Origin of the sequence: Curtobacterium sp. VKM Ac-2887 (assembly GCF_015350935.1) — a bacterium.
In the GTDB taxonomy this organism is placed as follows: Bacteria; Actinomycetota; Actinomycetes; order Actinomycetales; family Microbacteriaceae; genus Curtobacterium.
The window spans coordinates 22,698-38,175 of record NZ_JADKSB010000026.1; the positions used below are offsets into that span (position 1 = coordinate 22,698).

Here is a 15,478-nt window from a genome sequence, read left to right on the forward strand (position 1 = left end):
GCACGGCGGGGGTTTCGTCGTTCCTAGACTTGGGTCGTGAGCGAACTCCTCGAGAACCCCCGTGCCGGACGCGTGAAGGCCGTCGCGGCCCTGTCGAAGAAGGACGTCCGTGCCGAAACGGGCCTCTTCCTGCTGGAGGGGCCGCAGGCGGTGCGTGAAGCACTCGAGTACGCCCCGGAGCTCCTGCGCGAGCTCTACGTGACGCCGACTGCCGCAGCCCGCTACGGCCTCGACGACGCGCCGGTCGACACCTGGTTCGTGACGGAGCAGGTCCTCGACGCGATGGCCGACACCGTGACGCCACAGGGCGTCGTCGCCGTCTGCCAGCAGTTCCCGACGTCGGTCAAGGACGTCTTCCCGGACCGTCGCGTCGGTGACGTTGCCGCTGCCGTCGACCTGGAGGCCCGTGCGGACGCCGACGAGCCGGCCGCGTTGCCGGGGCTGGTCGCCATCCTCGAAGAGGTGCGGGACCCGGGGAACGCCGGCACGATCATCCGCGCCGCCGACTCCGCCGGCGCCGACGCGGTGGTCCTCACCGGGCGGTCGGTGGACCCGTACAACCCGAAGGTCGTCCGGTCGACCACGGGCTCGCTGTTCCACGTGCCGGTGTCGGTCGGCGTGACCCTGGCCGACACGATCGCGCGGGCGAAGGCACTCGGGTACACCGTGCTCGCGGCCGACGTCTCGGGTGACGACCTGCCGGTGGTCCGGGCCGAGGGCATGCTCGACGGTCCGACCGCGTGGGTGTTCGGCAACGAGGCGCGTGGGCTCACGACCGAGGACCTCGCGCTCGTCGACCGTGCGGTGAAGGTGCCGATCTACGGCCAGGCGGAGTCGATGAACCTGGCGACGGCGGCCTCGGTCTGCCTGTACGAGTCGGCGTTCGCACTCCGGAGCTGACCTCCCTCCACAGGTCGGTCGTCGGCATCGGCCATCCACAGTCCGACCGGTGCAGGCGGGTGGTATCCCGTCGGCCGGTAGGCTTGGGTCTCGTGTCAGAACCTCTCGAGATCAGCGAATCGGCCGTCGCCGACGCCGTGGACGCAGCACTCGCCGCCGTCCGCGCCACGACGACGGTCGCCGAACTGAAGCAGGCCAGGGCCGAGCACACCGGTGAGCAGTCGCCGCTGGCTCGGATGAACGCGTCGATGCGCAGCGTCCCGCCGGAGCAGAAGGCCGCGGCCGGCAAGCTCGTCGGTCAGGCCCGCGGGCGGCTGAACGCGGCGATCGCGGAGCAGGAGTCGGTCCTCGCCGTGGCCGAAGAGCGCGCGCGGCTCGAGGCCGAGCGCGTCGACGTCACCGCGTTGCCGACCCACCGCCCGACCGGCTCGCGCCACCCGCTCTCGCTGCTCAACGAAGCCGTCGCGGACATCTTCGTCGGCATGGGGTGGGAAGTGGCAGAGGGCCCCGAGCTCGAGCACGAGTGGTTCAACTTCGACGCCCTGAACTTCGACCAGGACCACCCGGCCCGGGCCATGGCGGACACGATCTTCGTCGAGCCCGTCGACCGCCACCTGGTCATGCGCACCCACACGTCGCCCGTGCAGGTGCGGTCGCTGCTGTCCCGCGACCTCCCGCTCTACGTCATCGCCCCGGGCCGCGTGTACCGTGCCGACGAGCTCGACGCCACGCACCTGCCGGTCTTCACCCAGGTCGAGGGCATCGCGATCGACAAGGGCCTGACGATGGCACACCTGCGCGGCACGCTCGAGCACTTCGCCCGCCAGGTCTTCGGTGCCGAGGCACAGATCCGCCTGCGCCCGAACTACTTCCCGTTCACCGAGCCCAGCGCCGAGATGGACGTCTGGCAGCCGAACGCCAAGGGTGGCGCGCGGTGGGTCGAGTGGGGCGGCTGCGGCATGGTCAACCCCAACGTCCTGCGTGCCGCCGGCATCGACCCGGACGAGTACCAGGGCTTCGCCTTCGGCATGGGCATCGAGCGGACGCTGCAGTTCCGCAACGGCCTGAACGACATGCGTGACTTCCTCGAGGGCGACATCCGCTTCTCGCAGCAGTTCGGAACGGTGGTCTGATGCGCGTCCCACTCCGCTGGCTCGGCGAGTCCGTCGACCTCCCCGAGGACGTCACCCTCGAGCACGTCCACGCGGCGCTCGTGTCGGTCGGCTTCGAGGAAGAGGACGTCCACACCTTCGACCTGACCGGCCCCGTCGTGGTCGGCCGGGTGCTCGAGCGTGTCCCGGAACCGCAGAAGAACGGCAAGACGATCAACTGGTGCCAGGTGGACGTCGGCGAGCCCGAGCCCCGCGGCATCGTCTGCGGTGCGCACAACTTCGACGTGGGCGACCTCGTCGTCGTGACGCTGCCCGGCGCCGTGCTGCCCGGACCGTTCCCGATCGCGGCCCGCAAGACCTACGGCCACGTCTCCGACGGCATGATCGCCTCGGCACGCGAGCTCGGTCTCGGTGACGAGCACGAGGGCATCCTCCGCTTCGCAGACCTCGACATGGAGCCCGACGTCGGCCAGGACGCCATCGCGCTCCTCGGCCTCGACGACGCGGCGGTCGAGATCAACGTCACGCCGGACCGCGGGTACGTGCTGAGCATGCGCGGTGTCGCACGTGAGTACGCCCACGCCACCGGCGCGAGCTTCCACGACCCCGTCGACCGCGTCGCACCACGCACGGCCGAGGGTTTCTCGGTCACGATCGACGACCAAGCCCCGATCCGCGGTCGCGTCGGCGCGAGCACCTTCGTCACCCGCGTCGTCCGAGGCATCGACCCCGCCGCGAAGACACCGGCCTGGATGGTGTCGCGTCTCGCCCTGGCAGGCGTCCGTTCGATCTCGCTGCCCGTCGACATCACGAATTACGTCATGTTCGAGCTCGGCCAGCCGCTGCACGGCTACGACCTGTCGACCGTCCGCGGCGGCCTGGGTGTCCGTCGTGCGGCTGTCGGCGAGACGCTCGAGACCCTCGACGGCGCCGTGCGGAAGCTCGACCCCGAGGACCTCGTCATCACCGACCACGACGGCCCCGTCGGGCTCGCCGGCGTGATGGGCGGTGCCCGGACCGAGATCTCGGCGAGCACGACCGACGTCCTGATCGAGGCAGCTGGCTTCGACCAGGTCTCGATCGCGCGGACCGCTCGCCGCCACAAGCTGCCGAGCGAGGCCTCCCGTCGGTTCGAGCGCGGCGTCGACCCGCTCGTGGCCGAGGCTGCTGCGAACCGCGCCGTCGACCTCCTCGTCGAGCTGGCCGGCGGCACGGCCGATGCTCTCGGTTCCACGCTCGTCGACACCGAGCCCCGTGCGACGGTCGCCATGCGGACCTCGCGTCCGGCCGAGCTCATCGGCGTGGACTACAGCGACGCCGAGGTCGTGGACACCCTCCGTGCGATCGGCGCGACGGTGCAGGTCGACGGTGCGCAGCTCGCCGTCACCCCGCCGACCTGGCGTCCGGACCTGACCGACGACACCACGTTGGTCGAAGAGGTCGCGCGGATCGTCGGGTACGACCGCATCCCGAGCGTGCTCCCCGTGGCCCCGCCCGGACGCGGACTCACCCCGCACCAGCAGGCGCGCCGTCGGGTCTCCGCGGCCCTCGCCGCCGCGGGTCTGGTCGAAGCGGTGACGGCGCCGTTCGTCTCCGCCGCGACGCAGGACGCCTACCCGGGGATCGACCCGGAGGGCGGCCCGAGCGTCGTCCTCGCCAACGCCCTCGACAGCGAGCAGAACCTGCTCCGCCGCAGTGGTGTGCCCGCCCTCGTCGACGCCGCTCGCCGGAACGTCTCGCGCGGCCTGCTCGACGTCGCGCTCTACGAGACCTCGCGGGTGTTCCTGCCGGTGACGGGCGTGACGCTCGGCACCGACGAGGTCCCGGCCGGTGCCGCGCTGCCCGACCGCGCGACGCTCGAGGCGCTCGACGCGTCCCTGCCCGCACAGCCGTTCCACGTGTCCGCCCTGCTCACCGGCAACCGCGTCGGCAAGCAGGCGGGCGTCGCGGCCGAGCCGTTCGGCATCGCCGACGCGATCGACGCAGCCCGCCAGGTGGCGTGGGCCGTCGGCGTGGAACTGCGCGTCGCGCAGACCACCCACCCGTCCCTGCACCCGGGCCGCGCGGCGTCGCTGCTCGTGGGCGACACCGTCGTGGGCGTCGCCGGCGAACTCCTGCCGGAACTGTCCGCCGCTGCGGTGCTGCCCCGCGTGGTGGCCGTGGTCGAGCTCGACCTCGACGCCATGGTGGCCGCGGCCCCCGACCTCGTCGCGGTCGCGCCGATCGTGTCGTACCCGGCAGCGACGCAGGACCTGTCCCTGGTCGTCGACGCCGGGGTGCCGGCCGGTGACGTGTTGGATGCGGTCCGCTCTGGTGCCGGAGACCTGTTGGAGTATGCTCGGCTCGTGGATGACTACCGGGGCTCCGGCGTGGACGAGGGACAGAAGTCCCTGACGTTCGCCCTGCGCTTCCGTGCCACGGACCGCACGCTGACCGCTGCCGAGGCCACCGAGGCCCGTGACGGCGCAGTCCGACGTGCCGGCGAGCGATTCGGGGCGACCCTGCGCGACTGACCCACGACGGGATCAGCACCGCCCGGGGTCGCCGCCTCCGACTCTCTCGACGACCAGTCCGACCAAAGGTGGAATCCCATGTCCGTATCCGTCGCCGTGGCGGGAGCCTCCGGCTACGCGGGTGGTGAGCTCCTGCGCGTGCTCTCCGCCCATCCCGAGTTCGACGTCAGGACGGTGACGGCGTTCTCGAACGCCGGACAGCCGTTGATCGCGACGCAGCCGCACCTCCGGTCGCTGTCGCACCTGACCCTCGAGAAGACGACGGCCGAGACGCTCCGCGGGCACGACGTCGTGTTCCTGGCGCTGCCGCACGGTCAGTCGGGGGCGATCACCGAGGAGCTCGGGGACGACGCCCTCGTGGTGGACTGCGGCGCGGACCACCGTCTGACGGATCCCGCAGCCTGGGAGCAGTTCTACGGCGGTGACTACCACGGCGCCTGGACCTACGGCCTGCCGGAGCTCCTGCTCGCCGCCCCGACCCCGGGTTCGGCCGACGAGTGGCGCGAGGTCGAGGACATCGCGTCGCAGGGCAAGCAGCGTTCGGCCCTGGTCGGCACCAAGCGGATCGCGGTCCCCGGGTGCAACGTCACCGCGGTGACGCTCGGCATCCAGCCGGGCATCCAGGCCGGGCTCGTCGAGTCGGACGACATCGTCGCCGTGCTGAGCGTCGGCCCGAGCGGTGCCGGCAAGAAGCTCGCCAACACCTACCTGGCGTCCGAGATCATGGGCTCCGCCAGCGCCTACGCGGTGGGCGGCACGCACCGGCACGTCCCGGAGATCCAGCAGAACCTGGTCGTGGCGGGTGCTGCCGACGTGACGATCTCGTTCACGCCCGTGCTCGTCCCGATGTCGCGGGGCATCCTCGCGACGACGACGGCCAAGCTCACCCCGGGTGTCAGCGCCCGCGACGTGCGGCTCGCCTGGGAGCAGGCCTACGCCGACGAGCCGTTCGTGCACCTGTTGCCCGAGGGCGAGTTCCCCCGTGTCGCGGACACGATCGGTGCGAACACCGCACTCGTCGGCATCGCGGTGGACGAGGCCGCAGGCCGCGTCGTCGCCGTGACGGCTCTCGACAACCTCGCGAAGGGCACGGCGGGTGCCGCCGTCCAGTCGACCAACATCGCCCTGGGTCTGCCGGAGACCCTGGGCCTCAGCGTGGACGGAGTCGCACCGTGACCGACCTCACCGACGTGAGCAAGCCCACCCAGGGCGAACCGGGCCTCCAGGGCGTCACCGCGGCAGCGGGTTTCCGCGCTGCCGGCGTGACCGCCGGCCTGAAGACCAGCGGCAAGCCGGACGTGGCCCTCGTCGTCAACGACGGCCCCGACGCGGCCGTGGCCGCGGTCTTCACCAGCAACCGCGCGCAGGCGCACCCGGTGATCTGGTCCCGCCAGGTCGTCGGTGACGGCGCTGCGCGTGCCGTCGTCCTGAACTCCGGCGGTGCCAACTGCTTCACGGGCTCCTTCGGCTTCCAGACCACGCACCTGACGGCCGAAGCGGTGGGCGACGCCCTCGGCATCGGAGCGGGCGATGTCGTCGTCTGCTCCACCGGCCTCATCGGGGTGGGCGACCAGACGTTCCGCGACAACGTGCTCCGGGGCGTCGACCTCGCGGGCGCTGCGCTCACCGCTGATGGCGGCCCGGACGCGGCCACGGCCATCATGACGACCGACACCAGGGCGAAGCAGTCCGTGGTGACCGAGGACGGCTGGACCGTCGGCGGCATGGCGAAGGGTGCGGGCATGCTCGCACCCGGGCTCGCGACGATGCTCGTCGTGATCACGACCGACGCCGTGCAGACCCCGGACCAGCTCGACCAGGCGCTCCGCGCGGCCACCCGCATCACCTTCGACCGCGTCGACTCGGACGGCTGCATGTCGACGAACGACACCGTCGTGCTGCTGTCGTCGGGTGCGAGCGGGGTGACGCCCGAGGTCGGCGACTTCCAGGAAGCACTGACCGCGGTCTGCGCCGACCTGGCCCGCCAGCTGCAGCAGGACGCCGAGGGCGCCAGTCACGACATCGCGATCGAGGTCGTGCACGCCGCGACCGAGGACGACGCCGTCACCGTCGGCCGGAGTGTCGCGCGCAACAACCTGTTCAAGGCGGCCGTCTTCGGCAACGACCCGAACTGGGGCCGGGTCCTCGCGGCCATCGGCACCACGGACGCCGACTTCGACCCGTACGCGGTCGACGTCAGCATGAACGGTGTCCGGGTCTGCCACGCCGGCGCCCCGGACCAGCCGAGCGACACCGTCGATCTGACGCCGCGGGACACCCACGTGCGCATCGACCTCGGCGTCGGGACGCACTCGGCGACGATCCTGACCAACGACCTCACGCACGACTACGTGCACGAGAACAGCGCGTACTCCAGCTGATGGCGAACGACACCGAAGGGGCCGGGACGCCCCTCACGAAGGAAGAAGAGCACGAGTTCGCCGCCGTCAAGGCCGCGACCCTGATCGAGTCCCTGCCGTGGCTCAAGCGGTTCTCCGGCAAGGTCGTCGTCGTCAAGTTCGGCGGCAACGCGATGGTGAACGAGGACCTCAAGCGTGCGTTCGCCGAGGACATGGTCTACCTCCGCTACGCGGGACTGCACCCCGTGGTCGTGCACGGCGGGGGTCCGCAGATCTCGGCCGCGCTCAAGGAACAGGGCATCGAGTCCGAGTTCCGTGGCGGCTACCGCGTCACCACGACCGAGGCGATCTCGGTCGTCCGCGACGTCCTGGCTGGCGAGGTCAACCGCGAGATCGTCGACCTGATGAACGAGCACGGCGAGGGCCTGGCCGTCGGCGTGTTCGGCGACGGCGGGTCCTTGTTCACCGGCGAGCAGAAGGGTGTGGTCGTCGACGGGCAGGAGTACGACCTCGGGCACGTCGGTGACATCACCCACGTCGACCCGTCAGGGGTGCTCGCCGCGATCGAGGCTGGCCGCATCCCGGTGGTCTCGAGCATCGCGATCGACGACGCCCACCCGGACCAGGCGCTCAACGTGAACGCCGATGCGGCCGCGGGTGCCCTGGCGATCGCGTTGCGTGCGTCGAAGCTCATCATGCTCACCGACGTCCCCGGCCTGTACCGCAACTGGCCGGACCGTGACTCGCTCGTCGACCTCATCGCGGTCGAGGAGCTCCGCGCGCTCCTGCCGTCCCTCGAGTCGGGCATGATCCCGAAGATGACCGCGTGCCTCGACGCCGTGGTCGGCGGGGTCGGCGGGGCGACGATCATCGACGGTCGGATCCCGCACTCGATCCTGCTCGAGGTCTTCACCCTGCGCGGTGCGGGCACCGAGGTGATCCCGGACCCGAGCCGACGCACCGAGAACCAGATGACCCACGCCGAGATCGGCCGACGCGTCGCAGCACCGTCGACGAGCACCAGCACCGGCCAACACGTGGCCAGCACGACCGAGAAGGGGCAGCAGCCGTGAGCAGCGAGACGCAGACCGAGACCTGGAACGACCGGTTCGGGGCGTCGCTCATGCGATCCCTGACCCCGCCGAAGATCATGCTCGAGCGCGGACAGGGCTGCCGTGTCTGGGACGTCGAGGGCAACGAGTACCTCGACTTCCTGGCGGGCATCGCCGTGAACTCGCTCGGCCACGCGCACCCCGTGCTGGTCGAGGCGATCGCCGACCAGGCCGCGAAGCTCGTGCACGTGTCGAACTACTTCGCGACGCCGCCCCAGCTCGAGCTGGCGGAGCGTCTCAAGCGCATCACCGGTGCGGGCGACGCCGGGCGGGTGTACTTCGGCAACTCCGGGGCCGAGGCGAACGAGGCGGCGTTCAAGCTCGCGCGCCTGAACAAGGGCGCCGACGGGCAGAAGACCCGCATCCTCGCGCTGAAGCAGGGCTTCCACGGCCGGACGATGGGGGCGCTCGCGCTCACCGGCAAGCCCGCGCTCCAGCAGGACTTCCTGCCGATGATCCCGGGCGTCGAGCACATCGACTCCACCGTCGCTGCGCTCGAGGAGTCCATCGACGACACGGTCGCGGCGATCGTCATCGAGCCGATCAAGGGCGAGGCCGGCGTCGTCGACCTGCCCGAGGGGTTCCTGCTCGCCGCGCGCCGGCTGACCGAGGAGCACGGTGCGCTGCTGATCCTCGACGAGATCCAGACCGGTGTCGGCCGGACGGGCAACTGGTTCACCTACCAGGGCCACGGCTTCACCCCCGACGCCGTCACGGTGGCCAAGGGCATCGCCGGCGGCTTCCCGATCGGCGCGCTCGTGACCTTCGGGTGGGCGTCCGACCTGTTCTCGGCCGGCCAGCACGGTTCGACCTTCGGCGGCAACCCGCTCGGCACCCGCGTGGCGAACGCGGTGCTCGAGGAGATCGAACGCGCGGACCTCGTCGCTGCCGCCGTGGTCAAGGGCGAGCGGATCCGGACCGGCATCGCCGGCATCGGCTCACCGCTCGTCGAAGAGGTCCGCGGCACCGGTCTGCTCATCGGCGTCGGGCTCACCGGCCCGATCGCGGCCGCGGTGAACTCCGCCGCCCTCGAGCGTGGCCTCATCATCAACGCCCCGAACGAGTCGAGCCTGCGCCTCGCGCCGCCGCTCATCGTGTCCGACGCCGAGATCGACGAGTTCGTGTCGATCCTCGCCCAGAGCCTCGCGGCCGTCGCTGCCGCCCAGGAGACCTCCGCATGACCCGCCACTTCCTCCGGGACGACGACCTCAGCCAGGCCGAGCAGTCCGCGATCCTCGACATCGCCGACCAGATGAAGGCCGACCGTTGGGGTGCGAAGCCCCTCGCCGGCCCGCAGAGCGTCGCGGTCATCTTCGACAAGTCGTCGACCCGCACCCGGGTGTCGTTCCACGTCGGCATCTCCGACCTGGGCGGCAGCCCGCTCATCATCTCGACGGCGAACAGCCAGCTCGGCGGCAAGGAGACCCCGTCGGACACCGCCCGCGTGCTCGAGCGCATGGTGTCGGCGATCGTCTGGCGCACCTACGGGCAGGCCGGTCTCGAGGAGATGGCCGCCGGCACGACCGTCCCCGTCGTCAACGCACTGTCCGACGACTTCCACCCCTGCCAGCTGCTCGCCGACCTGCTCACCATCCGCGAGCACCGTGGCACGCTGGCGGGCCAGACCGTGGCGTTCATCGGTGACGGCGCGAGCAACATGGCGCAGTCGTACCTGCTCGCCGGCGCGACCGCGGGCATGCACGTCCGCGTCGCGGCTCCCGCTGAGTTCTCGCCGTCCCCGCAGGTCGTCACCGACGCCGAGCACCGTTCGGCCGAGACCGGCGGTTCCGTCCTGGTCGTGACCGACCCGGTGGCAGCGGTCGCCGGTGCCGACGTCGTGGTCACCGACACCTGGGTGTCGATGGGCAAGGAGTCCGAGAAGCAGTCGCGCCTCGACACCTTCTCCGGGTACCGCGTGGACGACGCCCTGATGGCGCACGCTGCCGACGACGCGGTGTTCATGCACTGCCTGCCCGCCGACCGTGGCTACGAGGTGACCGCCGACGTCATCGACGGGCCGCGCAGCATCATCTGGGACGAGGCGGAGAACCGTCTGCACGCCCAGAAGGCGCTGCTGGCCTGGCTCCTCGCCGCGAACGGCGCGACGACGGCAACGGCGAACGCCGTGGCGACCGCGTAGGCGCACCGCATGGCTGACCGCGTCGTCCTCGCCTACTCCGGCGGCCTCGACACCTCCGTCGGGATCGGCTGGCTGCGTGACGCCACCGGCAAAGAGGTGGTCGCACTCGCGGTCGACGTCGGCCAGGGCGGCGAGGACCTCGACGCGATCCGGCAGCGCGCGCTCGACTGCGGGGCCGTGGAGTCGATCGTGGTCGACGCCAAGGACGAGTACGCCGACGAGTACATCGTGCCGGCCCTCAAGGCCAACGCGCTGTACCAGAAGCGCTACCCGCTGGTGTCGGCGCTGAGCCGCCCGCTCATCGCAAAGCACCTCGCGCTGACGGCGAAGCAGCTCGGCGCCGACAGCGTCGCGCACGGTTGCACCGGCAAGGGCAACGACCAGGTCCGGTTCGAGGCAGCGGTCGCGGCGATCGCCCCGGACCTGCGGAGCGTGGCTCCGGTGCGTGACCTCGCCCTGACCCGGGACAAGGCGATCGCGTACGCCGAGCAGCACGCCCTGCCGATCCAGCAGTCGCAGCGGTCGCCGTACTCGATCGACCAGAACGTGTGGGGCCGTGCGGTCGAGACGGGTTTCCTCGAGGACCCGTGGAACGCCCCGACCGAGGACCTCTACGCCTACACGCAGGACCCCGCCGTCCCGCGCGACCCGGACGAGGTGACCATCACGTTCGAGCGCGGCGTCCCGGTGGCGCTCGACGGGCAGCGCTTCAGCGTGCTGCGGATCGTGCAGGAGCTGAACGCCGTGGCGGGCAAGCACGGCGTCGGTCGGATCGACGTCGTCGAGGACCGCCTCGTCGGCATCAAGTCGCGCGAGGTGTACGAGGCCCCTGCGGCGATCGCGCTCATCACGGCGCACGAGGAGCTCGAGCGCCTCACCCTCGAGCGCGACGTGAACCGCTACAAGCGCGGCGTCGAGTCGGAGTGGGCCGACCTGGTCTACGACGGCCTGTGGTTCGGCGGGCTGAAGCGCAGCCTCGACGCCTTCGTCGACCACACCCAGCAGCACGTCTCCGGCGACGTCCGCCTCCAGCTGCACGGCGGTCGCGCGACGGTGACCGGCCGTCGCTCGGAGCAGAGCCTCTACGACTTCGACCTCGCCACGTACGACACCGGCGACACGTTCGACCAGTCCCTCTCGAAGGGCTTCATCGAACTCTGGTCGCTCCCCAGCAAGATCTCCGCCCGCCGCGACGCGGCGAACTGACACCCGCCGCCACCCGGCCCGACGACAACGACGCAGGACGACATGACCGACGAGAAGACCGACGCCACCAACACCGGAGCCCTCTGGGGCGCCCGCTTCGCCGACGGCCCGAGTGCGGCCCTGGCAGCGCTCTCGAAGTCGACGCACTTCGACTGGCAGCTCGCCCCGTACGACATCGCCGGCTCCCGCGCGCACGCCCGGGCCCTGCACACGGCCGGGTACCTCACGGCGGACGAGCTCGAGCGCATGCTCGCCGGACTCGACCGGCTCGAGGCCGCGCACGCCGACGGCACGCTGCAGCCCGACGAGTCCGACGAGGACGTCCACGGTGCCCTCGAGCGCCTCCTCATCGCCGACCTCGGTCCGGAGCTCGGCGGCAAGCTCCGCGCCGGCCGCAGCCGCAACGACCAGATCGCGACGCTCGGCCGCATGCACATGCTCGACCACGGGCGGCGCATCGGCCGACTCGTGATCGACCTCGTCGACGCGATCACCCAGCAGGCCAACGAGCACCCGTCGGCGATCATGCCGGGTCGCACGCACCTGCAGCACGCGCAGCCCGTCCTCCTCGCGCACCACCTGCTGGCGCACGCGTGGCCGTTGGTCCGCGACCTCGAACGCCTCCGCGACTGGGCGGGCCGCGCGAGCGTGAGCCCGTACGGCGCCGGTGCCCTCGCCGGCAGTTCGCTCGGTCTCGACCCCGCGGCGATCGCCGCGGAGCTCGGGTTCGACCGCCCGGCCGACAACTCGATCGACGCCACGGCCGCCCGCGACGTCGTCGCCGAGTTCGCGTTCGTCCTCGCGCAGATCGGCATCGACGTCTCGCGTCTGTCGGAAGAGGTCATCCTCTGGAACACGAAGGAGTTCGGCTTCGTCCGGCTCCACGACGCCTTCTCGACCGGCTCGAGCATCATGCCGCAGAAGAAGAACCCGGACATCGCCGAGCTCGCGCGCGGCAAGTCCGGTCGTCTGATCGGCAACCTGACGGGCCTGCTCGCGACCTTGAAGGGACTGCCGCTCGCCTACAACCGCGACCTGCAGGAGGACAAGGAGCCCGTCTTCGACTCGGTCGCCACGCTCGAGGTCCTGCTGCCGGCCTTCACCGGCATGATCGCGACGCTCACCTTCGACACCGACCGGATGGCCGAGCTCGCGCCGCAGGGCTTCTCGCTCGCGACCGACGTGGCCGAGTGGCTGGTCCGCCAGGGTGTCCCGTTCCGCGATGCGCACGAGGTGTCCGGTGCGCTGGTCCGGTACTGCGAACAGCGCGGCATCGAGCTCGACGACCCGACCGACGACGAGTACCGGTCGGTCTCCGAGCACCTGACCCCCGGGGTCCGTGCCGTGCTCACGATCGAGGGCAGTGTCGCGTCCCGCTCGGGTGTCGGCGGGACCGCTCCGGACCGTGTGGCCGAGCAGCTGGCGTCCGTCACGCGTCGCGTCCACGACCTGGCCGAGGGCGCACCCTTCACGCGATGACCGAGGGGCTGCTCGCGATGCTCGCCGAGCCGGCGCCGCGCATCGCACCGGCGCTGCTCGGTGCGACGATCGCTGGCCGTGGCGTGACCCTGCGCATCACCGAGGTCGAGGCCTACTTCGGCCCCACCGACCCCGGCTCGCACGGCCACCGCGGTCCGACCGAGCGCAACCGCCACCTGTTCGGCTCGCCGGGCACCCTGTACGCGTACCGCTCGTACGGCATCCACACCTGCGTCAACGTCGTGAGCGCACCGGCCGGCACCTCCTCCGGTTCCCTGCTCCGCGGTGCGCAGGTGATCGAGGGCGTCGACACCGCACGCGGACGACGTGGCCCGTCGGTCGCCGACGTCGCGTTGGCGCGTGGCCCCGGCAACCTCGGTGGCGCCCTCGGCGCGGTGCTCGGACAGGACGACGGCCCCTCGCTGCTCGACGGGTCCGGTCCGTTCGTGCTCACGTTGGCACCCGGCCTGGAGGCGCGGCTCGCCTCCGCCCCGCCAGCCCGCGTCGTCGAGGAACTCCTGACCGAGACCGCACCCGGCCCCGGCGGGACGGGTCCGGTCCCGCGCATCTCGCGCGGACCGCGCACCGGCGTCGGCGGCATCGCCGGCGGTGCGCAGTACCCCTGGCGCTTCTGGTTGACGGGCGACCCGACGGTCTCGACGTACCGACGGCACAAGGGTGCCCTCGACTGATCCCCACCGGCACGGCCGGCCCGCCGCTGGCGCGTCGCGCCGGAACCGGCGGCGTGGGCCCGGACGCACCACGGGCCTCCCGGTCGACGGCGCGCTGTCGGTGGTGCGCCGCCGCTACGATGGCGGGGTGTCCAGTGATACCGCTCAAGACGTCCTGACGCGCCAGCAGAACGACCCCACCTTCGCCTCGGTGTGGGACGAACTGCGCTGGCGCGGTCTGGTGCAGGTCTCGACCGACGAGACCGCACTCCAAGAGGCCCTCGACGGTGATCCGATCACGTACTACTGCGGCTTCGACCCCACGGCACCGTCGCTGCACTGCGGCAACCTGCTGCAGCTCCTGACCATGCGTCGGTTGCAGCTCGCCGGGCACAAGCCGCTGGCGCTCGTCGGGGGATCGACGGGGCTCATCGGCGACCCACGTCCGACGGCGGAGCGCACGCTGAACACCCGCGAGACCGTCGCCGAGTGGGTGGCGCGTCTGCAGGGGCAGGTGTCACGGTTCCTGAGCCCGGATGGTGACAACGGCGTCCGGCTGGTGAACAACCTGGACTGGACGTCGCCGATGTCCGCCATCGACTTCCTGCGCGACGTCGGCAAGTACTTCCGGGTGAACTCGATGCTCAAGAAGGACGCCGTCGCCGCGCGGTTGAACTCCGACGCTGGGATCAGCTACACCGAGTTCAGCTACCAGATCCTGCAGGGCCTCGACTACCGCGAGCTCTTCCGGCAGTACGGCTGCACGCTGCAGACGGGTGGCTCGGACCAGTGGGGCAACCTGACCTCGGGGACGGAGCTCATCCGTCGTGCCGAGGGTGCGACGGTGCACGCGCTCGGGACACCCTTGATCACGAACTCGGACGGCACGAAGTTCGGCAAGAGCGAGGGCAACGCCATCTGGCTCGACGCCGAGATGACGTCGCCGTACGCGCTGTACCAGTTCTGGCTCAACACAGCGGATGCCGACGTGATCGCGCGCCTGCGGGAGTTCACGTTCCTGTCCCGCGCCGAGATCGAGCGACTCGAGCAGGCGGTGGCCGACGAACCGTTCCGACGCGAAGCGCAGCGGACCCTCGCGTTCGAGGTCACCTCGCTCGTGCACGGGGTCGACGCCACCCAGGCTGCGATCGACGCCGCGGCTGCGCTGTTCGGCAACGGTGACCTCGGTGCCCTCGACCCGGACACCCTGCGGTCGGCGATCGCGGAGCTGCCGGGGTCGGTCACCATCGAGGCCGGCGCCGACGTGGCCCGGGCCCTCGTCGAGACCGAGCTCGTGAAGTCCCTCGGTGAAGCCCGGCGTGCGATCGACCAGGGCGGCGTGTACGTGAACAACGTCCGAGCCGAGGACGCCACCGCACCGCTGTCGGACCTCGCTCTGCCCGGGGGAGTCCTCGTGCTCCGCCGCGGCAAGAAGACCCTCGCCGGCGTGACGCTGGCCTGACCGCGTCGGCACCCGGGCGACGCGTGTTGCACAACGCGACACGCCCGGGATCGGGCCTGGCTTGGCACACTCGCCCAGGCCTGCGTAAAGTTCCTACTCGTCACCCCAAAGGTGCGGCGGAGCGGCTGGAGCGAAAGCCCAGAGCACGTCGGCCCTCAAGCGGGACCATCCTCCACTGAAGATCAGATCTGGCCTTGTGCTCGATCGCTTCGACGCTTAGGATGACAAGCCCACCGGTTCTCTCCCCTCAGGATGAGCCACAGGACCTCCGGGTCCGACGACACACCGGTGGCAAGCCAAGTACACAAGCCTCGTGGCTGGAGCTCGAACCTGAGCCGAAGAGCGAGTGCGTCTGGTCCTTGAGAACTCAACAGCGTGCACATTGTCAATGCCAATTTATTGATTGACCTCGTGCCTGGGCAGCTTCGGTTGTTCAGGTCATGATGCAATTCCTTTTGGATTGAAGATTGTCAGTAGACAGTCAACAGTCAGAATCAACTCGGTCTGATGCCCTTTGGGGTGT

The 15,478-nt window shown here is 70.9% G+C and carries 12 protein-coding genes; all 12 read left to right on the forward strand.

The window, feature by feature from the left end; translation table 11 throughout:
- Positions 1 to 36 precede the first annotated feature (36 nt).
- Complete coding sequence (locus ITJ69_RS18745; RefSeq protein WP_194673647.1) at positions 37 to 900, forward strand: TrmH family RNA methyltransferase; 864 nt, start codon at positions 37 to 39, stop codon at positions 898 to 900.
- Between the two features lie 92 nt (positions 901 to 992).
- Entirely contained in the window at positions 993 to 2,033 is a 1,041-nt protein-coding gene (gene pheS / locus ITJ69_RS18750; RefSeq protein ID WP_111086283.1) for a phenylalanine--tRNA ligase subunit alpha, read from the forward strand.
- Entirely contained in the window at positions 2,033 to 4,525 is a 2,493-nt protein-coding gene (pheT, locus tag ITJ69_RS18755) for a phenylalanine--tRNA ligase subunit beta (RefSeq protein ID WP_194673648.1), read from the forward strand. Before pheS ends, pheT begins: the two co-directional genes overlap by 1 nt.
- A 78-nt stretch (positions 4,526 to 4,603) precedes the next feature.
- The gene (locus ITJ69_RS18760) at positions 4,604 to 5,701 is read left to right on the forward strand and encodes an N-acetyl-gamma-glutamyl-phosphate reductase (protein ID WP_123293375.1); all 1,098 of its coding nucleotides are present in this window, start codon (positions 4,604 to 4,606) and stop codon (positions 5,699 to 5,701) included.
- Positions 5,698 to 6,906: a bifunctional glutamate N-acetyltransferase/amino-acid acetyltransferase ArgJ gene (gene argJ / locus ITJ69_RS18765; protein WP_323743151.1), complete on the forward strand. Its 1,209-nt coding sequence runs from the start codon at positions 5,698 to 5,700 to the stop codon at positions 6,904 to 6,906. Before ITJ69_RS18760 ends, argJ begins: the two co-directional genes overlap by 4 nt.
- Positions 6,906 to 7,958, forward strand: coding sequence for an acetylglutamate kinase (gene argB / locus ITJ69_RS18770; protein ID WP_123293376.1), 1,053 nt, complete (start codon positions 6,906 to 6,908; stop codon positions 7,956 to 7,958). The genes argJ and argB overlap by 1 nt, the downstream gene beginning before the upstream one ends.
- A gap of 50 nt (positions 7,959 to 8,008) precedes the next feature.
- Positions 8,009 to 9,178 (forward strand): acetylornithine transaminase, encoded by a 1,170-nt coding sequence (locus ITJ69_RS18775; protein WP_416354942.1) that lies wholly within the window; start codon positions 8,009 to 8,011, stop codon positions 9,176 to 9,178.
- Positions 9,175 to 10,137 carry an ornithine carbamoyltransferase gene (gene argF / locus ITJ69_RS18780; protein WP_123338475.1) on the forward strand — a complete coding sequence of 321 codons (963 nt, stop codon included), beginning with the start codon at positions 9,175 to 9,177 and terminating at the stop codon, positions 10,135 to 10,137. The genes ITJ69_RS18775 and argF overlap by 4 nt, the downstream gene beginning before the upstream one ends.
- A gap of 9 nt (positions 10,138 to 10,146) precedes the next feature.
- Complete coding sequence (locus tag ITJ69_RS18785) at positions 10,147 to 11,343, forward strand: argininosuccinate synthase (protein WP_123293379.1); 1,197 nt, start codon at positions 10,147 to 10,149, stop codon at positions 11,341 to 11,343.
- A 42-nt stretch (positions 11,344 to 11,385) separates the two neighbouring features.
- A complete protein-coding gene (argH, locus tag ITJ69_RS18790) occupies positions 11,386 to 12,822 on the forward strand; it encodes an argininosuccinate lyase (RefSeq protein WP_123293380.1) in 1,437 nt (478 codons plus the stop codon).
- Positions 12,819 to 13,514, forward strand: a complete 696-nt coding sequence (locus ITJ69_RS18795; protein ID WP_194673650.1) for a DNA-3-methyladenine glycosylase — start codon at positions 12,819 to 12,821, stop codon at positions 13,512 to 13,514. The genes argH and ITJ69_RS18795 overlap by 4 nt, the downstream gene beginning before the upstream one ends.
- Positions 13,515 to 13,641: 127 nt before the next feature.
- Positions 13,642 to 14,955 carry a tyrosine--tRNA ligase gene (tyrS, locus tag ITJ69_RS18800; protein WP_123338478.1) on the forward strand — a complete coding sequence of 438 codons (1,314 nt, stop codon included), beginning with the start codon at positions 13,642 to 13,644 and terminating at the stop codon, positions 14,953 to 14,955.
- Positions 14,956 to 15,478: the final 523 nt, after the last annotated feature.